This is a genomic window from Lysinibacillus sp. NPDC097287 (assembly GCF_044761695.1).
GTDB lineage: Bacteria > Bacillota > Bacilli > Bacillales_A > Planococcaceae > Lysinibacillus.
Genome location: NZ_JBIWCX010000001.1, coordinates 618,094 through 639,357 on the forward strand (window position 1 = coordinate 618,094; position 21,264 = coordinate 639,357).

Consider the following 21,264-nt stretch of genomic DNA (forward strand, 5'->3'; position numbering starts at 1 on the left):
ATGATGATACATTTACCCTTATATCCCGCTACTACTTGGATAACTAATTAATTTGAGGATTGTATAGGAATTTCCCCATTAACTTCTGTGATTTATTGTTGAATGCGTTTCTAAGCCATTTAGACCTTATCGTGTCGTTGATGGTAACAGCGAAACTTTAATGCTAGACATATCTGTTCTGTTACAGCAAATTAATTTAAGAAAGGATTATTTTTTTATTCTTTTACTACGACAACGGGAATACCCTAAAGAAAAAGGCTATGATGTTGCCGTACAGGAGGGAACATCTTCTGACAAAAAAATTGTAGTAACATTAGTATTACCGCACGATGAGTTCGATAGTAAAACCAAAGAAGAAGTACCACAAATAGCAACTGACGTTATTATAAAAAATAAATTTGAACCTGAAACATTTCAATTCAACTTCACAAGTTACATAAAGTATTAACTATACAAAGTACCGTAAAAAATATTTCTACCTGAATTATTCATAGCTATCTAAAGTTTGTGGATTTTCATGAGTTTTTTGATAGTAGTCTCGTTTTTTTGCGAAGCCCTAGCTTAACGGGAGAAGAATTTTTCATTTATATATTAAAATATAAAATGAATATTCCGTTTTTTCTGACAACACTTTCCAAACGTGGTATTTTTATATAAAGGAGGTAATTATATGAGATATTTATTTGGATTCATTTTTTTATTAATAGGTATTTGGCAGCTAATAATAACCTGGCGAACATTCACAGGTCTCAAGAAAGACGGAGATAAAAGTACTTCTCCTTTTATTATGCTAGGTCTGTGGAATAGTTTAGTATTTGCCATAATTTTTATTGCCGTTTCACTCGGATGTTTCTTCCTCGATTTTTAAATATTTCCATTTATAATTTATTTGGTTTGTTCATTACTTAATTCTAGTATAAACCACGTTATTCTTTCATTCTCAACTAACAAGAGGCTTAAGTTGAAGAACAGGACTTGTGTTTATGATTATTCCTCTTAAATGCAAGTCCTTTTGTTATGCTCTCATAGGTCACAAGAAAGTCCATTGAATCAACTGTGAGATGAATCAAAGTGACCAACTGTGCGACTCAACAAATCTCGATGCGTCACAGTTCTGTTCTGTGGCATATGAAGGCTCTCGGAATACGCTAAACCGTTCCTCACAATGCTCCAAATACATAGTTGCTAATGGCTCTCTATGCTCCATAACCGTTGCTTTAAGGTGCTTCTTCTCCTTAGCAGGCTTCTTCCCATTCCATTTCCAATTTGCAACAAGCTTATCCATTGAACTAAAATCCTCTTGTAATGTTCTAAGTGGGCGCTTTGCATAATCATGGATTCCTGAGCTTTCAAGGTCTGCTATAAGGATTCGCTTATCAAGCTCCTGCGCCACTCTAGCATGGTCAATATCACTTAGTAGTAACTCACCTATCTTAAATATCATGCGAGCTTCATAACGCTTGGAGAAGTCATGTCTAGGCTCATCAGAGATACCTTTTGCAAGCTCCTTCTCGTTACGGTCATAAAGTATTGCTATATTGTTTTTACGGTGAATCCAACGTGTTTCAGTTTCCCCAACAACCTTAGAGCCACGAGAGCCAAAATAATGAGTTGTAAAGCCATTTGCATCTGTTAGCTTAACATAGACTACCTTATGATGATGTTTGTATACCATAGGCTTATAATGACTTGGATAGTCAAATGCTATATGCAAATTTCTTATGCTCCAATTGAACATTTCCATTAGCTCCTTTAAAGCATCAGGTATACTCTCAGCTTCAAAGAAAGCTTTGTGAAGTGTGACACGAGCGTTAAAGTGCTGTCTCTGTAGCTTGTCTTAAAACTGATGTATCATATATTCTTGATAATTTTCTTATTTGTCTATCCATTTTTTCAATGTCTTTAATTCTACTCATCAGTACCCCTCCCCTTCACTCTCAAATCATCACTCTCCACATATTTCTAATTTGACCACAAAAAAGCCCAAGGTATAAGCCTTGAGCCTTTGAAATTAAGTAATTAAGTAATTAAGTAATTAAGTAATTAAGTAATTAAGTAATTAATTTTGTATTGATTTAATGCTTTGTAAACCGCCATTTTCTAGTATGGCTTTGCTTATAGCTTTACCTGTAGGTGTCGCAGCTAAGCCTCCGCGAGCTGTTTCTTTTAAATTTGGACTCATCGACAAACCAATGCGATACATCGCACCAATAACTTCATCACATGGAATACGACTTGTAACACCAGCTAACGCCATATCAGCTGCTACAAGTGAATTTGCTGCGCCCATCGCATTACGTTTTACACATGGTACTTCTACTAAACCAGCTACAGGGTCACAAACAAGACCAAGCATGTTTTTTAATGTAATCGCAAATGCTTCGGAACATTGCTGAGGTGTACCACCAGCCATTTCCACAATTGCTGCTGCTGCCATCCCAGCCGCAGAACCCACTTCAGCCTGACAGCCACCCGCAGCACCAGAAATTGATGCATTATTTGCCACAACAAAGCCAAAAGCACCTGACGTAAATAAATAACGAATCATTTGCTCTCGTGTTGGATTCAATTTATTTTTCACAGCAAATAGTGTACCCGGCACAACACCCGCAGATCCCGCTGTAGGAGTAGCACAAATCGTACCCATAGCTGCATTTACCTCATTCGTTGCGACTGCTTTACTAACAGCATCTAATAATAAATCGCCTGACAAAGATTTCCCTTGCGCAATATAATTTTGAATCAATACTGCATCGCCACCCGTCAAACCAGTAACTGATTGCACACCTTTTAGACCTCGCTCAACCGCTTCCTCCATAATCGTTAAATTATGGTCCATTTGTGCCATTATCTCTTCACGTGAGCGACCACTCATTAACATTTCCTGCTCAATCATCAGCTCAGAAATTTGCTTACCTTCTTGTTCTGCACGCGCGACCAGCTCGCGTACATTGTGAAATAATACGTCCATATTGCCACGCCTCCCTAATTATTAATTTTCGATACTTTTGTAATATATGGAATCAGCGAAATCTGCTGTAACACTTTATCTTCAATATTTTGATCGACTTCAATGACCATCAACGCCGTCAATCCACGTTCGATACGGGATACTTCCATATGACCTATATTAACATTGTGCATTGCTAAACAGTTTGCTACATTCGCAATACAGCCCGCTCGGTCATCATGTACAACGAGAATTGCTGGCATGCCTCCAGTTAAACGTAACTTAAAGCCATTGACCTCACTTATTTCAATTTTACCGCCACCAATGGATATTCCGACGACAGACATCTCACCATCATCATCACCAAGCACAAGTCGTGCAGTATTTGGATGCTCAGTATTCGCCGTTTCAGGGATAAATTCATAGTCTAATCCCGCTTCTTTTGCATCTGCAAAAGCTGTTTTAATGCGCTCATCAAATGTATCATAATTTAATAATCCTCCGACAAGTGCCACATCCGTTCCATGTCCTCGATATGTTTCTGCAAAAGACCCATACAAGTGAATTTTCGCCCATTTTGGTTGACGCCCAAATAAATCTCGCGCTACTCGCCCAATGCGCGCAGCACCTGCCGTATGAGAGGAAGATGGCCCAATCATTACAGGTCCGATAATATCAAACACCGATGTAAATTTCATATAACTACCCCTCTATTCTATTTGAATAATAACATTGACCCTTACTTATATCATGCTTGATAGGCATAATAAAAGTAAAGCACTACCTTATCAAATTTCAGAAAATTTACGTTGCAATAATTACCACTTATCATCTAAAGCAGTAGTCCTTCTGCAATAAGCAAAAGCAGTACACAATTTGTGCACTGCTTCCATTTTGTTATTTACAAATTAGCTAAGACTATTCTACTGAAATAATATATGGGTATAATCCTTGTTTGCCGTTAAATACTTCTACCTCGGCATCCGGATAACGTTCTTCGATAAACGCTGCTAGTTCATTTGCTTGTTCTTCTGTCGTATTTTCACCATAAATGATCGTCACGATTTCAGAATCTTCATCAACTAAGTCAACAATCACTTTCTCAGCTGCATCTTTAAGTGCTGGAGTTGAAAGGACAATCTTGCCTTCAGCAAGTGCCATAAAGTCATCTTTATGAATTTCAACACCATCAATCGAAGTATCACGAACAGCGAAAGTTACTTGACCAGTTTTCACGTGCGCAAAAGCTTCTGTCATAGTCGCTTGGTTTGCTTCCACCGCTACCTCTGGATTGAAAGATAAAATTGCAGCCATCCCTTGAGGAATTGTTTTTGTTGGTACAACTGCAGCTTCAATATCTAATAGCTCAACAGCTTGTTCTGCCGCCATCACAATATTTTTGTTATTCGGTAAAATTAACACTTTTTCAGCGCCAATTGCCTTTACAGCTTTTACGATATCTTCTGTCGAAGGGTTCATTGTTTGTCCACCTTCAATTACGTAAGAAGCACCAATTGAGCGTAGTAATTCAGCTACACCCTCACCCATTGCAATTGTTACCACTGCATACGGATGTTTTTCCACTTTTTTCGCTTGAGGTGATGCTTTATGGTCTTCGCCGACGATTGCTGAATGTTGTTCACGCATATTGTCGACTTTAATTTTAATTAAGCTACCATATTTTTGCCCCATTGCTAATACTGAACCTGGTTGTTCAGAGTGAATATGCACTTTAGCAATTTCTTCATCAGAAATAACAAGTAAAGAATCACCTAGTGGGTTTAATTCATTACGGAATTTCTCTTCATCGAATGGTTCTTTATCATCTTCAAGACGTACCATGATTTCAGTACAGTAACCGAATTCGATATCTGCTGTACTCATGAAGTCCTGTGCACGATGATGTTCTGCATTGATTAAATCATCTAGTGTTGCGTCGTTTTTCTCTGGTAACGGCTCGCCTTTCAGTGAAGCAAGGAAACCTTCGTAAACAAATAGTAAACCTTGACCACCACTATCGACAACACCCACTTCCTTTAATACAGGAAGAAGTTCTGGTGTACGATCAAGAGAAGCCTTTGCTTCCTTCGTGAATGCTTCCATAACAGCAATAAGATCATTTTCTGATTCAGCCACTTCCACGCCTTTTTTCGCCGCTTCTCGTGCTACTGTTAAAATCGTTCCTTCTACTGGCTTCATAACCGCTTTATATGCTGTATCTACACCAGCTTGGAAAGCGTCTGCTAAGCCCTTTGCATCGATTGTCGCTTCTTTTTCTACAAACTTACCGAAGCCACGGAATAATTGCGATAAAATAACGCCTGAGTTACCACGTGCACCCATAAGTAAGCCCTTCGATAAAGCTTGAGCTGTTTTTCCGATATGTTCTGATGCTTGAAGTTCTGTTTCCTTCGCACCTGAAGTCATCGATAAGTTCATATTTGTGCCAGTATCGCCATCTGGTACTGGGAATACATTTAATGAATCTACATAATTTGCATTTTGGTATAAATGATGCGCACCCATTTGCACCATTTCAGCAAATTTTAATCCGTCTAATGACTGCATTCGATTTTGTTCCTCCTCTTACACTTTCGCTACACGAACGCCCTGTACAAAAATATTGACAGATTTCACGCTCATACCTAATGTTTTGTTAACTGTATATTTCACCTTAGATTGCACTTGATACGCAACTTCTGAAATTTTTGTACCGTAGCTTACGATTATATACATATCAATATGTAAATCTTCGGCTTGTTGTCGAATGACAACACCTTTAGCAAAGTTTTCTTTTCGTAAAATATCAGTTAGACCGTCGCGAATTTGATGTTTAGATGCCATGCCGACAATACCGTAACATTCTACAGCAGCGCCTCCTGCAATTTGTGCAAGTACATCCGTTGAAATATCAATTTGGCCGAATTCGTTATTTAATTCAATTGACATAGAAATGCCCCCTTGGCTCTTTTTGACTAATATATATTGTACTACACTAAGTGTGATTATAAAAGAAAACGTTCATCTTCGTCTAGTTTGGACACGATGTAAATAAGAAAGCGCATTCTATTTTTACGTTTCATGCAGCTTAAATGCCTGTAAAGGTTTTTTTCTTGAAAGGTTATGTTAAAACTATTGCACTGAACGCTGACGTATGTTAAATTATTATGGTATGTGAAATACCGAACTGAAATAATAATCTTTCAGCATCAACAGTAAGGAGGGAATACAACATGCCAAAACAATGTGTAATCACTGGTCGTAAAACTCGTACTGGTAACAACCGTTCCCACGCTATGAACTCTTCTAAACGTACTTGGGGAGCTAACCTTCAAAAAGTTCGTATCTTAGTAGACGGTAAACCGAAACGTGTATGGGTTTCTGCTCGTGCATTAAAATCAGGTAAAGTTGAGCGCGTTTAATCACCGCTTATAAAAAAATCGATTTCGCCTCGAGCGCAAATCGATTTTTTTCATTCTAACTAATAATTAGTATCTTCATTTAGCAATTTTCCATTCATTTAAAATTACTAAATGAAAAAACCCGACTATCTTTAGTCGGGTTTTTTTTCTTTCTTATCTTTTCGGAAAAGCTGGATACATGTGCGCGTAATACTACTTACAAATTTCGGTAACTGAAATGTATATACTTTCAGGATCCTCTCCCCCTCACACTAATCTATGCTTCTTATCATTAAACATATGCCATGTGAGAAAAATATAGACCCAGATGCTCCAATAATTTCATTACTCGTAAAACGAGATGAACCTAATGAGATACGTTCATTCGTCGTTTCGTACTTAACATTACGTAATGTAACGCCCTCTATAGGTTGTTCATGTGCGAAAAATGACAAGTAGCGAAATCGTTCATCTGCTTCGATAACATGTGTACCTGGCAGTAAAAATTGAAGGGTATTCGCATCGTTGACGATTTTCAATGCAATCGAAGGGTTTTCTTTCTGTAGTCGATAAATTGATCGAACAGCAGCCTCATAGTGGTCAAGACGCCCCCCAGTTACACCCGTTAAGACAATTTCAGTCGGTGCATACGTAAGTGCCTTCAACAGTGCTAAATCCGTATCAGTTTCATTCTTCTCTTCTTTAAAGCGCTGTGCATCATTCGTATGTTCCATTACTCGCCCATATTCCGCTTGTGATAACGAGTCGAAATCTCCCACAATTGCATGTGGAGTAATACCCTGCTCGATTAAATACAAGGCACCTCGGTCCGCTCCGATATAATACACATCGTCCCGCCCCTTATAAGGCGAAAAAGAACAAAGCTCAGTTATTGGTCCTCCTGCACAAACGACGATGGTTGTCATTTTTGAATCGCTGCTTCACCAGCCGCTAAAATTTCTTGTAATGCTGCTGTACGATCTTCTTTGCCAAAAATTGCTGAGCCCGCTACAAAAATTGTCGCACCTGCCTTAGCACATGGCACAATTGTTTCAGCATTAATACCGCCATCAATTTCAATATCGATATTTAAGCCACGCTCTTTAATGATCGTTGATAACGCTTCTACTTTTGGAACAACAGAATGGATGAATTTCTGACCTCCAAAGCCTGGGTTAACTGTCATGAATAACACCATGTCAATATCCTCAAGAACATGTTGAATCGACTCAATTGGCGTATGCGGATTTAACACGACACCCGGTTTCACACCATATGAACGGATTAACTGAATTGTACGGTGTAAATGACGGCAAGCTTCCACATGGACCGTAATATAATCTGCCCCTGCTTTTGCAAATTGTTCGATATATTGATCTGGATTTTCAATCATCAAGTGTACATCTAATGGTAAATCTGTTAATGGACGAATGGCATCTAACACGATAGAACCAAATGAAATATTTGGCACAAAATGTCCATCCATCACATCAATATGAATAAGTTTTGCGCCTGCTTGCTCTACTTCTTTCACTTCTTCGCCTAATTTTGCAAAGTCTGCTGCTAAAATCGATGGTGCTATTTGTATCATCTTTTAATACCTCGGCTTTCTATCCATAATTTCTTGCATAAATTGTTCATAATGCTTGTAACGATAGTCTCGGATTTCACCTTTCTCTACCGCTGCCTTAACTGCACATTTAGGCTCCTTAATATGAAGGCAAGCTCTAAACTTACAATCGGCTGAAACACGATCCATTTCTGGGAAACATGCCCCCAACTCTTCTTTTTCAATTTCATCAAAATCGAAAGAGCTAAATCCTGGGGTATCTGCTAACAATCCATCACATACTTCGATTAGCTCGACATGTCGTGTTGTATGTTTTCCTCGACCTAAACTTTGTGAAATGATTCCCGTTTTCAAATTCAATTCAGGAATGAGGGTATTCAATAATGTTGACTTCCCAACACCTGATTGCCCCGCTAATACAGACGTTTTGCCTTTTAAAATCGGCTGTAAACGTTCTACTAACTCTACTTCATCTTTATATGTTTGTAATACAGTATACCCCATTTTTTCGTAATCCTCGATGTAGCCCTGTAATTCCTCACGCTCATCTTCTGCTAACAAATCCAGCTTTGTTAGACAAATAATGGGATGCACATGGAATGACTCTAAGACAACTAGAAAACGGTCTAATAAAATTGTATTAAAATTCGGTTCCTTTACAGAAAATACCAAAATACCTTGGTCGATATTGGCAATCGGCGGTCGGACAAGCTCATTTTGACGCTCATTTATTTTTTGAATCGTGCCATCAGAACCTTCCGTTTCAACCGTATACTCAACTAAATCTCCAACGAGCGGAGATTCACCACGGTTACGAAATACCCCTCGCCCACGGCATTGAATAAGTTGTTTTCCGTCGTATACATAATAATAACCACTTAATGCTTTACGAATTTGGCCTTGCGCCATCAAATTCCCCCTTATTCTATTTCATCATATTTAAATGTTGCTTCAGCAAAAATACTGGAATCCCGTAAAATTTTATACGCTGCTTCCTGACCCTCAGCAATTACTAAGACCATCTCATAAACATGATCTTCTGTAATGGTAAATTCTTCGTGCTGCGCCATAGTACGGTTTTTATCTTGAATTTCAACACGAATCTTTTGTTCCATACCATCCACTGCTGGTTCATATGGAATTGGAATAGATATTTGGCGAACCTTATCTGGTTTCTTCTCTGGTCCTTTACTTAATACAACCGAAATGGTGCTACCTGGCTCTAACTTACTACCGGCATTTGGCGATTGCGAAATCACACTGCCAGCAGGAACTGTTTCAGAATGTTCCTTGCGTTCTACGCGGTACTCTAAGCCTACAGAATTCACATAGCTTTTTAAATCTGCCTCTGTAAGCCCCTTAACATCCTTAACAGTGATCTTGTTTTTTCCAAGACTTATAGTAAAAACAATTGTCGTATTTTTTGGCACAATCTCCTCACCCGCCTCTGGAATTTGGCGGATGATTGTCCCCTCAGGTTTATCTGAGTACTCATACTTTTCTTCAATATCCGCAAACTCATCGGCTATTAGTGACTTAACTTGGGCAAATGAACGGTCAGTGTAATCAACCATTTTGGATGTTTCTTCACCTAGACTGACAATTAGGTCTATCTCCGTTCCTTTGACACGTTCCGTCCCTTCTTCTGGGTCCGTTTCAATGACTTTCCCCGCCTCGATCTCCTCCGAATTTCGTTCAACCAGATCCCCAACAACAAATCCCACTGACTCTAGTTCTTTTGTAGCCTCTTCGACCGTCTTATTAGCCACGCTCGGTACAGCGAATTTTTTCGGACTGAATACATCTGTTGCTAAAAATAAGTATAGGAAAACAATCACAATAGCTGCTACAATTCCAGCTGCAACTTTTGGCCATTTTTTTTTCTTTTTCTTAACTAGAGCCTCTTTTTTTGCTGATTTTTTTGGTACCGTTTGCTTAATTGGCTCCATCGCTCTAGTCTCCGTTAAATCTTCGTTCACTTGACCAGGCTGTTCCTTAATAATCGGGATCACCCTTGTTGCATCGTTATCGATGGGCGTGGCAAATTTCTTTTCATGGATGCGCGTAGGAGACAGTACCGTATCTAAGTCCGCCTGTAATTCTTCTACAGTCGCATAACGATGGGCAGGATCTTTCGCCGTTGCCTTTAACACCACATTTTCTAGACTTTGCGGAATAGTGGCATCAAACGCACGTATAGAAGGTGTCTCTGTTTGTAAATGCTTCAGTGCAATGGACACCGCAGACTCCCCAGAAAACGGTAATTCACCTGTTAATAATTCGTACAGCACAATACCAAGTGCATATATGTCTGATTTATTCGTCGCTGTTCCACCACGTGCCTGCTCTGGCGATAAATAATGAACAGTCCCAAGTACTGAGTTCGTTTGCGTAAAAGAAGTTGAACTTAATGTTATGGCAATACCGAAATCCGTAATTTTCACATTACCTTCGCCGTCCATTAAAATATTTTGCGGTTTAATATCACGGTGAATAATATGATTTTCATGCGCATCCGCAATAGCTGACGTTAGCTGCCTCATAATGTGCACGCTACGCGCAGGGGAAATCGGTGCGAATTCCTGTATGTATTGCTTTAAAGTTTTCCCTTGTACATACTCCATCACAATATAATGTAAGTCCCCATCGTCACCTACATCGTAAATAGTAACAATATTTGGATGTGTAAGGCTTGTTGCGGATAAAGCCTCTCGCTGGAAACGACGATGTAACTCATCTTCATTTGTAAAATCATAGCGTAATACTTTAATCGCAACATCACGGTTTAAAATGACATCATGCGCCAAATACACATTGGACATGCCGCCACCACCAATGAGCTCTATAATTTTATAGCGATCACTAATTCTTTTTCCTACAAGCATGCTTACACCTCCTCATGTTGCCATGTGAGCAGGACGAGGGAAATATTATCCTCGCCCCCACTAGCGTTAGCTAGTTTCACAAGTTTTTGTCCTTTTTCTTCCATCGAGTCTGGAAATGTGATAATCGATGACATTTCAGGTACCGATAGTTTATTACTTAAACCGTCCGAGCATACGAGTAAATACGACTGTGGTGCTAACTCCAATTCATAAAAGTCCGGCTCAATAGTTTCTTCAGTACCAACTGCTTTTAAGATAAAATTTTTCTTTGGATGCGTTAACGCTTCCTCTTCACTAATTTCACCATTTTCAACCAGTACATTTACATATGAGTGATCCTTTGTTACTTGTTTTGCACCTTCGTCAAAGAAATAATACACACGACTATCACCAATATGTGAAATTAAGCAATGATTTTGTTCAATTAACACGGCTATAAACGTTGTACCCATTCCTTTACAGTCTTCGTGTGATAAAGAATAGTCATAAATAGTTGTATTTAACTGTTCTACTGCTTGTAGTAACCATTCTTTTTTTGATGTTGTTGACTCAAAATGATGCGCTTCTGCTTGTAAAAATACGGTTTCCATCTGCTTCATTGCCATATCACTCGCTACATCGCCAGCATTATGACCACCCATGCCATCTGCAACTAATGCAAGTTCATAGCCATCTGGACGTTTAAAAAATGCAGCACGGTCTTCATTTATCGCTCTTTTTAACCCAATATCACTTTCGACTGTGTATTTCATCACAGGTCACCTCGTCTCTTCAGATCTCTCTTGCGCACGTAATTGGCCACACGCAGCTGCGATATCAGAACCTTGCTCTCGGCGGATTGTTACGTTAATACCATTCTTTTTTAATGTTTTTTCAAAAGCAAAAATTTGACTACGGGCAGTACGAACATAATCACGTTCTGGTACGTAGTTTATAGGAATTAAGTTCACATGGCATTTAATCCCTTTAATAAGTGCCGATAATTCTTCTGCAATTTCAACTGAATCATTTTCACCAGTCATTAAACCATATTCAAAGCTTACACGTCGCCCTGTTTTCTTCGTATAGTAACGAACAGCTTCCATTAATTCGTCCAATTTATATGCACGTGCAATAGGCATTAACTTTTGACGCGCCTCTTGGTTTGGTGCGTGTAGGGATACGGCAAAGTTAATTTGTAATTGCTCATCTGCAAATTCATAAATTTTAGGCACAATTCCTGATGTTGATACTGTAATATGTCGCGCACCAATATTTAACCCTTTTTCATGGTTGATGACTTTCAAGAAGTTCATCATCGCATCGTAGTTATCGAATGGTTCTCCGATTCCCATAATAACGATATGACTTACACGTTCGCCCAGTTCATCCAACGTTTGTTGTACTTTAACGACTTGTTCGACTATTTCTCCTGCTAATAAATGACGCTTTAACCCACCAAGAGTAGATGCACAGAACGTACAGCCGATTCGGCAACCAACTTGTGTTGTGACACAAACAGAATTTCCATACTCATGGCGCATTAGCACCGTTTCAATAGAATACCCATCTTGAAGTTGGAATAAAAACTTAATTGTGCCGTCTTTCGATTCCTGTTGGATAATTGTTGAAAGTGTTGTTAATGCAAAGCTTTCTTCTAGCTTTTCGCGTAAGCCTTTTGATAGGTTAGACATTTCTTCAAATGTTTTTACACGTTTATTGTATAACCAATCAAAAATTTGTAAAGCACGGAAAGGCTTCTCACCATTTTCTTTTAACCATTCTTCTAAATGATGAGGTTGTAAAGAATAAATAGATTCTTTTAAATTTGGTTTTTCTTTTTTCTTACGACGTACCGGCTTGTCTTCTGCTTCTTCGACTAAGTCGGTAATACGTTCATTAAATTTTTCTTGATCCACCATTAGTTGGATTCTCCTTTTTTACGAAAGGCTGCGACGAAGAAACCGTCACTACCAAAGTCCTGAGGAAAGACTTGAAGCATACCATTCACTGCTTTTTTCGCTAATTTTGTTGGTAAAGATTCTAGTTGTATTGCTTCCATTTCTGGATGCTCATTTAAAAAGGCTTGTACAGTGCCCTCATTTTCTTGTTGATCGACCGTACATGTACTGTAGACCAGTTTGCCATCTTGTTTTAACACTTTTGTTGCTGCATCAAGTAAAGCTAATTGAATTTTTTGAAGGTTTTCTAAATCTTCTTCACGCTTCGTATACTTAATGTCAGGTTTACGACGTATCACACCTAATCCACTACAAGGTGCATCGACAAGTACTGCGTCAAAAGATTCTACTTGTAAAAACTCTGGAGCTTTACGCCCATCAATTGGCGCTGTTTGCACAATTTCAAGTCCTAGACGTTCAGTATTATGGTCAATTAAATCTAATTTATGTGGATGAAGGTCTGTGGCTAAAATTGAGCCCTCATTATTCATTATTTCGGCTAAATGCGTAGTTTTTCCACCTGGTGCTGCACACATATCTAGGACGCGCATACCTGGTGTAGGGTTTAAGACATTTGCTGGAATCATCGAGCTTTCATCTTGAATTGTAATCAGGCCATCTTTAAATGCTTGCGTACGAGCTGGTTGACCATCCGTTACATGTAAGCATTCTGGCATCATATCACTTTGCTTCGCTGTTAAACCTTCAGCCTCTAAACTAGCAATGGCTTCAGCTACTGTTGCTTTAGTGGCATTGACACGGACTGTTTGCAAAGGCGGTATATTATTTTCATGCAGCATTTCTGTTGCAACATCCACCCCATAATTTTTAACAAAGCGTTCCACTAACCAGTGTGGGTGACTAGATTCAATTGAAAGACGTTCAACTGGGTCTTTAATGTCGTCTAATGAAGGTACGCCTTGACGTAAGATTGATCGTAAAATGCCATTAACCGTCGAAGCAATCCCTTGATGTCCACGACGCTTTGCAATTTCTACCGCCTCATTTACTGCAGCATGCGGTGGAATACGTGTTAAGTAATGCATTTGGTACAAAGATAATCGTAATAACCAACGTACCCAGTGATCTATTTTCCCGCGAACAAACGGCTCTAAATAATAATCAAGCGTCATTTTATATTGTAATGTACCGTACGTAATTTCAGTCAGTAGAGCACGGTCTTTCGCTTCAATTTTATGGCGTTTAATCGTTTCGTGTAATAATAAATTACTGTATGCTTGGTTTTTATCGATTGCTAACAGGATTGACAGTGCTGCATCACGCACATTGCCGTCCCAAATAACTACACTTTTTTTACTCATTTAAACTGGTCCCCGATCTGTAATTTTGAACCGGTACCACGCAGATATTCTTCTGCTGTCATGCGTTTTTTACCAGCTGGTTGTAAATCATAAATAGCAAGTGATTCGCCGTTACCTGTTGCAATTTCAAAGTATTCTTTTTCAATTGCTACCACTGTACCAGGTGTCTCAATATGCTTCGTTTTGCCAACTTGCGCCCACCAAATTTTGAAGTTTCCTTCTTCAAACGTTGTATACGCAACAGGCCACGGATGTAGTCCACGTACTTGATTGTATAAAGTTGTAGCATCATTTGTCCAATCAATACGCTCTTGCTCGCGCGAAATATTGCTGGCAAATGTTACCTTAGACTCATCTTGTACTGTACGTGTATTTGAGCCGTCTATAATAGAAGGAAGTGTATCTTTTAATAATTCACGACCCACGACACTTAGTTTGTCAAACATGCCACCTGTATGGTCTTGCTCGCCAATTGCAATTGCCTTTTGTGAAATAATATCACCAGCGTCAAGTTTCACAGCCATATACATAATCGTGACACCCGTTTCTTTTTCACCATCAATAATTGCTTGATGGATCGGGGCGCCTCCACGGTATTTTGGTAATAGTGATGCATGGACATTGATGCAACCAAGCGGTGGAGCATCTAACAATTCTTTTGGTAAAATTTGACCGAAAGCTGCAGTAACCACTAAATCCGGTTGCAAATCAAGTATTTGTTGTAACTCTTCAGAACCACGTAGCTTTTCAGGTTGTATAACTGGTAAGCCAAGCGCTAGCGCCTCGGCCTTTACAGGAGGTGGTGTTAATACACGCTTACGACCAACTGGACGGTCTGGTTGCGTGACAACAGCTTTAATGTCGTATCCCTCTTCATAAAGCATACGTAAGATTGGTGCGGAAAAATCCGGCGTCCCCATAAAAACAATTGACGTCATTTTATTCCTCCTCTTCAGCGTACATAGCTTCTAGTTCTTCCTCAGTCAACACACGTTTTATTTTTGAATCAAATAGAATACCATCTAAATGGTCAATTTCATGCAAAATAGCACGCGCATCAAAGCCACCTGCTTCAAGTTCGTACACACGGCCTTCACGGTCACACGCTTCAATTTTCACGTATTCAGGACGTTCCACTTCGCCGTAAAGATTAGGGAAACTTAAGCATCCTTCAACATCAACTTCAGCACCTTCTGTTTCAATAACAGTTGGGTTAATCATTTCTAAAACGTCACGCTCTTCACCTAGTTCAACGATTGCCACACGTAATGGAACATTGATTTGTGGTGCAGCAATACCTACGCCGTCATACTCCACCATCGTGTCATATAAATCATCCAAAAGTGTGATGATTTCTTCATTAATTTCAGTTACTTCCGCACAAGGCGTTGATAATACTTTCGCTGGGTGTTTTACAACTTCTTTAATAGCCATTCTAATTCCTCATTTCTTAATCTAGGTTAAAGCACCACAATAGCCGCTTCGCTATCAAGTGTGCGTGGCTCTTTAACCTTTTTTATATAGTAGACGGGTCTAAGTCGACCGTCATTAATATGCCTTGTTTAATCCAGTCTGCACGGTACATTGCTAGTAACCGCTGAAGCACTGGAATCAGATTTGGCTCAATTTTATATTTTATCAAACATTGATAGCGATATCTATTTTGGAGTCGACTAATGCTTGCAGTCGTTGGTCCGATAATCGCTACTTTCTCCGATAAATTCGCACGAAGCCAATCAGCAGCTCGACCTGCGTACTCAGCAGCCATCATAACATCCTCATGCGACACTTGTATTAGTGCTACATAATAGTACGGCGGATAGCCTGAGCGTCTACGTAAAAACATTTCACGCTCATAAAACGGTTCATAGTCTTGCATTTTGGATAGCTCAATAGCGTAGTGCTCTGGCGTATATGTCTGAATTACCACTTCTCCAGGTTTATCATGACGTCCTGCACGACCACTTACTTGCGTCAATAGTTGGAAAGTGCGTTCTGCTGCACGATAGTCTGGTAAATGCAACGATGTATCTGCACTTAGTACACCCACAAGTGTAATGTTTGGAAAGTCCAGTCCTTTTGCAATCATTTGTGTACCTAGTAATATATCCGCTTTCCCTTCACCAAATGCCTGTAAAATCTCTTCATGTGCACCTTTATGTTTTGTCGTATCGACATCCATCCGAAGTACCCTTGCTTCAGGGAATAGCTTATAAATTTCTTCCTCGACCTTTTGCGTACCCGTACCAAAATAACGTATATGCTCACTTTGACACTGCGGACATATTTGAGGAACATGTTCCTCGTAACCACAATAGTGACACTTCAACTTCTCTTGCGTACGGTGATAGGTCAATGAAATATCGCAGTTTGGACATTGCACAACTGTCCCACAGTCCCTACATAGCACAAACGATGAATAACCCCGACGATTTAAAAACAGCACCATTTGCTCCCTACGTTCTAGTCGTACACGGATTCCTTCAATAAGTTGCTCCGAAAACATAGAACGATTACCCTTTTGAAGTTCTTCTCGCATATCCGCAACATAGACAGTTGGCAGTGCCTGATTCATCGCGCGCTGTGTTAAAGACAGCAATGTATATACACCTTTTTTGGCACGTGCAAAGGACTCAAGCGCTGGTGTTGCACTCCCTAAAATAACTGGACAGCCATAAAACTGACTTCGCCAAATAGCCACATCACGAGCATGATAACGAGGTGAATCCTCTTGTTTATATGTCGACTCATGCTCTTCATCTAATATAATAAGCCCAATATTCGTAAACGGAGCGAAGATCGCCGAACGAGCACCAACTACAACACTCACTTTGCCTTGTTGAATTTTACGCCATTCATCATACTTCTCTCCAACCGATAACCCACTATGCATTACAGCGACCAGCTCACCGAAACGACTACGAAAACGCTCTGTCATTTGCGGTGTCAATGAAATTTCCGGAACGAGCATGATGGCTTCTTTTCCTTCAGCTAACACCTTTTCAATTGCTTGTAAATACACTTCTGTCTTACCACTCCCCGTCACCCCTCGGAGTAAAAAGGTCGTAGCATCTGCAGCATCCATCGACTTTGTTATAGCCTTCAGCGCAACATCTTGCTCTTGTGTTAGTTGTAACGACTGCGAGCGAGTAACATCCTTCGTAAATGGATCTCGGTAAACTTCCTCTTGCACAAATCGAGCTGCCCCTTTTTCAATAACTGCCTGTAATACAGCAGAGGACGTACCAGTCTCTTCATATATTTGGTGCGGTGCTATTATTTCACCTAGATGCTCTTGCATCCAAGAAATAAGATGACGTTGCTTAGCCGCTCTAGATGCTGACTCTAATGCTCGTTCGAGTGCATGCGCATCGTTTGAAATTTCCACCATGCGCACTTCCTTAACATTGCCTTGCTGTTTGACGTGGTTCTCAATTTTCACGCTTCCATTTGCTATTAGTTCTTTTAATACAGGCAGTAACTCCGCTTTTTCAAACTCTTTGAAGTTTGCTTTTTGTCGCTTACCAAATAGTGATTGTACTTCTAGTGGCAGATTATTTACCTCTACTTGCAAGATGACAATTTTTTCATATTTAGCACGTAAAGCAGATGGTAACATCACCTGCAAAGCATCAATTTCATAGCAAATCGTTTCGTTCTTTAGCCATTTTGCCATCTTCAACATTTCTTGTGTTAAGACTGGCTCTATATCGAGAATTTGAGCAATCGGTTTAATTTTATTATGCGGTACATCAGTTTCATTTTTTAAGCCTACAATAAAACCTAGTACATTTCTTGGTCCAAACGGTACTTTCACGCGACAGCCCGCTTCGATAATTTCACGCCACTCTTGTGGCACGGCATAGTCAAATGGACGATCTACATGGTACGTAGCTACGTCAACAATGACCTCTGCTACTGAAAAACTCATTATGCTTCTCCTTCAAGAAGTAATGACCAAATAGCTTTCGCAAATTGTGTGGCATCGCTCGTATCAAATACTTGTCCATGGATCATCGCTTCGTCACTTTGTTCAATCCAGCCAGTCGATTCCACATTAAAAGTAGCCTCTCCTACGATTGGTTGACCAAATGTAACTGACATCGAGGTCTGCTCAACAGAAATTTTAGGCGCATGCTCAACTGTTGGCATATTGGCTGCATGAATCAAAATCGAATTTGAAAATTGTTGTTTAAAGTTTTCGACTTCATTTACCAGTGCATACGCATCTTGCATTTCTTCTCCGAATATTTGTACATGCGCTCCAAGACTATTTGCAACAGCAGCGATGGCTTTACCAATCTCACCATTAGCATAGGTACCAATCACATGCTTATCATCAAGTGGTACACTACATGCTCCAGTTGTAACGAGCACTGTTTTACCAGCTAACGGTTTTAATTTAGGTGAAAAATAATCAAGGATAAGCGCCGTAATTTTTTCTGGTTCCTCTAAACGCCCTTTGCCGACATAGCCACATGCTAAAAATCCTTCTGATGGCTCGATAAATCTATAACCATCTGCTGCTAATTGTGTCAAATTACGTTTTACTGCTGGATGGTCATACATATGCACATTCATCGCAGGAGCGATCCATACAGGCGCTGTTGCTGCAAGAAGCGTTGTTGTCACCATATCATCTGCAATTCCATTCGCTAATTTACCAATGATGTTTGCCGTAGCAGGGGCAACAAGAATTAAATCAGCCCAGTCCGCCAAATCAATATGTGCAATCACACTCGAATCTTTTTCATCAAATGTATCGAAAAAAACGTCATTTTTAGACATCACTTGAAAGCTTAACGGATTCACAAATTGTCTTGCGGATTTTGTCATGATGACTTTTACATTTGCACCCGCTTGAGATAATTTACTAACAAGTGCTACAGCTTTATAGACAGCAATACCGCCTGAAACACAAAGTAAAATGTTTTTATTCATGTACAATGTCTTCCTTTCAAATGATAAGCTCCCAAAGGATGTTTCCTCGGGAGCTTTAAGCGTTCTTTATAAATGGCATTAAACCAATTTATGTCTTTTGCGTAATTATTTCGAGTTCTAGCATCATGCAAGCATACTACCACACCCGGACATCCACAGGAGACTTTAACACTGTTCAAGCAAAATCACTTTTACTGAAACAATGTTAAATTTCGTCTTCGTAAACAGCTGACTCATCTTGTGTTACTCTTGTTAATACACCTGCTGCTACTTCTTCAAGTGCGCGACCAACAGATTTATGAGAAACATATTTGTGTAAGCGTTCCGTATTTTCTTCCTCTTGCATTTGACGAGCGCGCTTAGAAGCTAAGCTCACTAAAGAATATTTTGAATCGATTTCTTTTTTTAAGGCATCTACTGATGGGTATAACATAGGTTTATTCTCCTCTCAACATTGACAAATATCTTTTTTCGACACGTTCTCTACGACAATGTTCTGCTTTAATAATAGCATTGATGCGGTCACAAGCATTTGTAACCTCATCATTTTCTACAACATAATCATATAAACTCATCATTTCAAGTTCTTCACTTGCTGTTGCGATACGTTTTGCAATTACGTCCGCTGTTTCTGTCCCACGACCAACTAAACGATCTTTTAATTCCGTTAAACTTGGTGGTGCTAAGAAAATAAATAGTGCATCTGGTGCTTTTTCACGAATTTGCGCGGCACCTTGTACTTCGATTTCTAAAAAAACATCTCGACCTGCATCAAGTGTTTCATTGACATATGCAAGTGGCGTACCATAATAGTTACCTACAAACTCAGCATGCTCTAGTAAGCCGCCTTGTTCGATTAATGCTTCAAATTCAACACGTGTCTTAAAGAAATAGTCTACACCATCTACTTCACCTTCGCGAGGATTTCGTGTTGTCATCGAGATGGAGTACTCATAATTCGTGTTTGGCTGAGAAAATAATTCTTTACGTACTGTCCCTTTACCAACACCAGATGGGCCAGAAAGGACAATTAATAATCCACGTTCTTTTATCATTTATTCTCTTAGTCTCCCTTTATTGATAGCAGATGCTTACCTTTATTCGATATTTTGAACTTGTTCTCGCATCTTCTCTAAAATCGTTTTTGCTTGAACTACCGCTACAGAAGCTTCTGTTGATTGATTTTTGGAACCAATCGTATTAATCTCGCGGTGCATTTCTTGCATTAAAAAGTCTAATTTACGACCGATTGATACCGTTTCCTGTAATGTTTCTTCAAATTGCCCAAAATGACTTTCTAATCTATCCAATTCCTCTGTAATATCTACACGTTCAGCAAAAATCCCTACTTCAGCTAGTAAACGATCCTCTAAAATCGAACTTTCTGTTACTTCAGCAATCCGCTCTAGTAAACGTGTGCGATACTTTTCAACAGCTAACGATGAAAAAGGACGAATCTTCTCTACTTGCTCCATTAGTTGTTCTTTATATTGAACGACGGCTTCTTGTAACTCTTGTCCCTCTCGCTCACGCATTTGTATTAACTGACTTAACGCCGCTGATACTGCTTTTTCTACAGCATCTAGTAAATCTTGTGGCATAAGTTGAGGTTTTTCTTGTACAAGTGCCTGATCTAGTGATAAAAGCTCTTGCATCGTCCATTTTTCTTCGAGTGGTACTTTACTCGCTAGTTGCTCTTTCGCTTTACGATACGCTTCGATTAATGACCAGTTAATATCAAAAGATTGCTCGACATTTTCTAAGTCCTTAACATATACCATCACGTCAATTTTCCCACGTGATAAAGCTTGTGTAATTAACTTTTTCGCAAAAATTTCTGCTTCAAGCCATTCTTTTGGAAATTTCGAATGAATTTCTAAAAAACGATGGTTGACCGAGCGCATTTCTACTGTTAATTGAAAGTCCCTTGTTGTTGTGACACCTCTGCCAAAACCAGTCATACTACGCACCAAGGTTAGTCACACCTTTCTTTGCATACTCAAATTATTATAACATAAGCTCTATCATTTATGACGTCTCTCCACAAAAAATTAGACAGAGCAAAACGTAATTCTACCACAATCGTAGCTATAATTTAATATTTACCTTAAAAATGCTATGATAAACGTATCAATTACGCCTTGGTGTAATTGTTGCTGACGCTTCGCTTTCGCACAGAAAAAAATTGTTGCTGACGCTTCGCTTTCGCACAGAAAAATTTGTAGCAGACGCTTTGCTATCGCGCACGAAAGATC

23 protein-coding genes are annotated in these 21,264 nt (G+C 39.4%); 3 read left to right on the top strand and 20 right to left on the bottom strand.

Translation table 11 applies throughout. The features are described 5' to 3' along the window. The first annotated feature begins 160 nt into the window (after nucleotides 1–160). Both ACIQ2D_RS02910 and ACIQ2D_RS02915 read left to right on the top strand, forming a co-directional pair. Nucleotides 161–448 carry a hypothetical protein gene (locus ACIQ2D_RS02910; protein WP_402859081.1) on the top strand — a complete coding sequence of 96 codons (288 nt, stop codon included), beginning with the start codon at nucleotides 161–163 and terminating at the stop codon, nucleotides 446–448. A gap of 222 nt (nucleotides 449–670) precedes the next feature. Continuing rightward, a complete protein-coding gene (locus ACIQ2D_RS02915; RefSeq protein WP_402859084.1) occupies nucleotides 671–868 on the top strand; it encodes a hypothetical protein in 198 nt (65 codons plus the stop codon). Nucleotides 869–1,066: 198 nt separating this feature from the next. Here the strand turns inward: ACIQ2D_RS02915 and ACIQ2D_RS02920 are convergent, their stop codons facing one another. The 5 genes from ACIQ2D_RS02920 to ACIQ2D_RS02940 all read right to left on the bottom strand — a co-directional run bounded on the left by ACIQ2D_RS02920 (nucleotide 1,067) and on the right by ACIQ2D_RS02940 (nucleotide 5,899). Next, the gene (locus ACIQ2D_RS02920) at nucleotides 1,067–1,738 is read right to left on the bottom strand and encodes a hypothetical protein (RefSeq protein WP_402859086.1); all 672 of its coding nucleotides are present in this window, start codon (nucleotides 1,736–1,738) and stop codon (nucleotides 1,067–1,069) included. A gap of 321 nt (nucleotides 1,739–2,059) precedes the next feature. After that, nucleotides 2,060–2,971, bottom strand: coding sequence for an L-serine ammonia-lyase, iron-sulfur-dependent, subunit alpha (sdaAA, locus tag ACIQ2D_RS02925; RefSeq protein WP_402859089.1), 912 nt, complete (start codon nucleotides 2,969–2,971; stop codon nucleotides 2,060–2,062). Between the two features lie 14 nt (nucleotides 2,972–2,985). Then, nucleotides 2,986–3,648, bottom strand: coding sequence for an L-serine ammonia-lyase, iron-sulfur-dependent subunit beta (sdaAB, locus tag ACIQ2D_RS02930; RefSeq protein ID WP_402859092.1), 663 nt, complete (start codon nucleotides 3,646–3,648; stop codon nucleotides 2,986–2,988). A 220-nt stretch (nucleotides 3,649–3,868) separates the two neighbouring features. Next, nucleotides 3,869–5,518, bottom strand: a complete 1,650-nt coding sequence (locus tag ACIQ2D_RS02935; protein ID WP_402859095.1) for a DAK2 domain-containing protein — start codon at nucleotides 5,516–5,518, stop codon at nucleotides 3,869–3,871. Nucleotides 5,519–5,536: 18 nt separating this feature from the next. Further along, nucleotides 5,537–5,899, bottom strand: coding sequence for an Asp23/Gls24 family envelope stress response protein (locus ACIQ2D_RS02940; RefSeq protein ID WP_402859098.1), 363 nt, complete (start codon nucleotides 5,897–5,899; stop codon nucleotides 5,537–5,539). 284 nt (nucleotides 5,900–6,183) lie between these two features. Here ACIQ2D_RS02940 and rpmB point away from each other — a divergent pair, with 284 nt between their 5' ends. Beyond that, nucleotides 6,184–6,372: a 50S ribosomal protein L28 gene (rpmB, locus tag ACIQ2D_RS02945; RefSeq protein WP_053584385.1), complete on the top strand. Its 189-nt coding sequence runs from the start codon at nucleotides 6,184–6,186 to the stop codon at nucleotides 6,370–6,372. 131 nt (nucleotides 6,373–6,503) lie between these two features. Here the strand turns inward: rpmB and spoVM are convergent, their stop codons facing one another. The 15 genes from spoVM to ACIQ2D_RS03020 form a co-directional block, all read right to left on the bottom strand. Continuing rightward, the gene (spoVM, locus tag ACIQ2D_RS02950; RefSeq protein WP_402859210.1) at nucleotides 6,504–6,608 is read right to left on the bottom strand and encodes a stage V sporulation protein SpoVM; all 105 of its coding nucleotides are present in this window, start codon (nucleotides 6,606–6,608) and stop codon (nucleotides 6,504–6,506) included. Nucleotides 6,609–6,623: 15 nt separating this feature from the next. Beyond that, the gene (locus ACIQ2D_RS02955; protein WP_402859103.1) at nucleotides 6,624–7,277 is read right to left on the bottom strand and encodes a thiamine diphosphokinase; all 654 of its coding nucleotides are present in this window, start codon (nucleotides 7,275–7,277) and stop codon (nucleotides 6,624–6,626) included. Beyond that, nucleotides 7,274–7,942 carry a ribulose-phosphate 3-epimerase gene (rpe, locus tag ACIQ2D_RS02960; protein WP_402859106.1) on the bottom strand — a complete coding sequence of 223 codons (669 nt, stop codon included), beginning with the start codon at nucleotides 7,940–7,942 and terminating at the stop codon, nucleotides 7,274–7,276. The genes ACIQ2D_RS02955 and rpe overlap by 4 nt, the downstream gene beginning before the upstream one ends. Before the next feature lie 3 nt (nucleotides 7,943–7,945). Further along, complete coding sequence (gene rsgA / locus ACIQ2D_RS02965) at nucleotides 7,946–8,830, bottom strand: ribosome small subunit-dependent GTPase A (protein ID WP_402859109.1); 885 nt, start codon at nucleotides 8,828–8,830, stop codon at nucleotides 7,946–7,948. An 11-nt stretch (nucleotides 8,831–8,841) separates the two neighbouring features. Next, on the bottom strand, nucleotides 8,842–10,806 hold the full coding sequence (gene pknB, locus ACIQ2D_RS02970) for a Stk1 family PASTA domain-containing Ser/Thr kinase (RefSeq protein WP_402859112.1): 1,965 nt from the start codon (nucleotides 10,804–10,806) through the stop codon (nucleotides 8,842–8,844). A gap of 2 nt (nucleotides 10,807–10,808) precedes the next feature. Next, complete coding sequence (locus tag ACIQ2D_RS02975) at nucleotides 10,809–11,558, bottom strand: Stp1/IreP family PP2C-type Ser/Thr phosphatase (RefSeq protein ID WP_402859115.1); 750 nt, start codon at nucleotides 11,556–11,558, stop codon at nucleotides 10,809–10,811. A 6-nt stretch (nucleotides 11,559–11,564) separates the two neighbouring features. Next, nucleotides 11,565–12,707 carry a dual-specificity RNA methyltransferase RlmN gene (rlmN, locus tag ACIQ2D_RS02980; protein ID WP_402859118.1) on the bottom strand — a complete coding sequence of 381 codons (1,143 nt, stop codon included), beginning with the start codon at nucleotides 12,705–12,707 and terminating at the stop codon, nucleotides 11,565–11,567. Beyond that, nucleotides 12,707–14,068, bottom strand: a complete 1,362-nt coding sequence (gene rsmB, locus ACIQ2D_RS02985; protein WP_402859121.1) for a 16S rRNA (cytosine(967)-C(5))-methyltransferase RsmB — start codon at nucleotides 14,066–14,068, stop codon at nucleotides 12,707–12,709. The genes rlmN and rsmB overlap by 1 nt, the downstream gene beginning before the upstream one ends. Next, nucleotides 14,065–15,006: a methionyl-tRNA formyltransferase gene (gene fmt, locus ACIQ2D_RS02990; RefSeq protein ID WP_402859124.1), complete on the bottom strand. Its 942-nt coding sequence runs from the start codon at nucleotides 15,004–15,006 to the stop codon at nucleotides 14,065–14,067. The genes rsmB and fmt overlap by 4 nt, the downstream gene beginning before the upstream one ends. 1 nt (nucleotide 15,007) lies before the next feature. Next, the gene (gene def / locus ACIQ2D_RS02995) at nucleotides 15,008–15,502 is read right to left on the bottom strand and encodes a peptide deformylase (RefSeq protein ID WP_402859127.1); all 495 of its coding nucleotides are present in this window, start codon (nucleotides 15,500–15,502) and stop codon (nucleotides 15,008–15,010) included. A gap of 82 nt (nucleotides 15,503–15,584) precedes the next feature. Further along, complete coding sequence (gene priA / locus ACIQ2D_RS03000; RefSeq protein ID WP_402859130.1) at nucleotides 15,585–17,999, bottom strand: primosomal protein N'; 2,415 nt, start codon at nucleotides 17,997–17,999, stop codon at nucleotides 15,585–15,587. After that, nucleotides 17,999–19,009, bottom strand: a complete 1,011-nt coding sequence (gene coaBC / locus ACIQ2D_RS03005; RefSeq protein WP_402859133.1) for a bifunctional phosphopantothenoylcysteine decarboxylase/phosphopantothenate--cysteine ligase CoaBC — start codon at nucleotides 19,007–19,009, stop codon at nucleotides 17,999–18,001. Before coaBC ends, priA begins: the two co-directional genes overlap by 1 nt. A gap of 205 nt (nucleotides 19,010–19,214) precedes the next feature. Next, a complete protein-coding gene (gene rpoZ, locus ACIQ2D_RS03010; protein WP_402859136.1) occupies nucleotides 19,215–19,442 on the bottom strand; it encodes a DNA-directed RNA polymerase subunit omega in 228 nt (75 codons plus the stop codon). A gap of 4 nt (nucleotides 19,443–19,446) precedes the next feature. Beyond that, complete coding sequence (gmk, locus tag ACIQ2D_RS03015) at nucleotides 19,447–20,064, bottom strand: guanylate kinase (RefSeq protein WP_402753678.1); 618 nt, start codon at nucleotides 20,062–20,064, stop codon at nucleotides 19,447–19,449. Between the two features lie 42 nt (nucleotides 20,065–20,106). After that, nucleotides 20,107–20,982 carry a YicC/YloC family endoribonuclease gene (locus ACIQ2D_RS03020; RefSeq protein ID WP_402859139.1) on the bottom strand — a complete coding sequence of 292 codons (876 nt, stop codon included), beginning with the start codon at nucleotides 20,980–20,982 and terminating at the stop codon, nucleotides 20,107–20,109. Nucleotides 20,983–21,264: the final 282 nt, after the last annotated feature.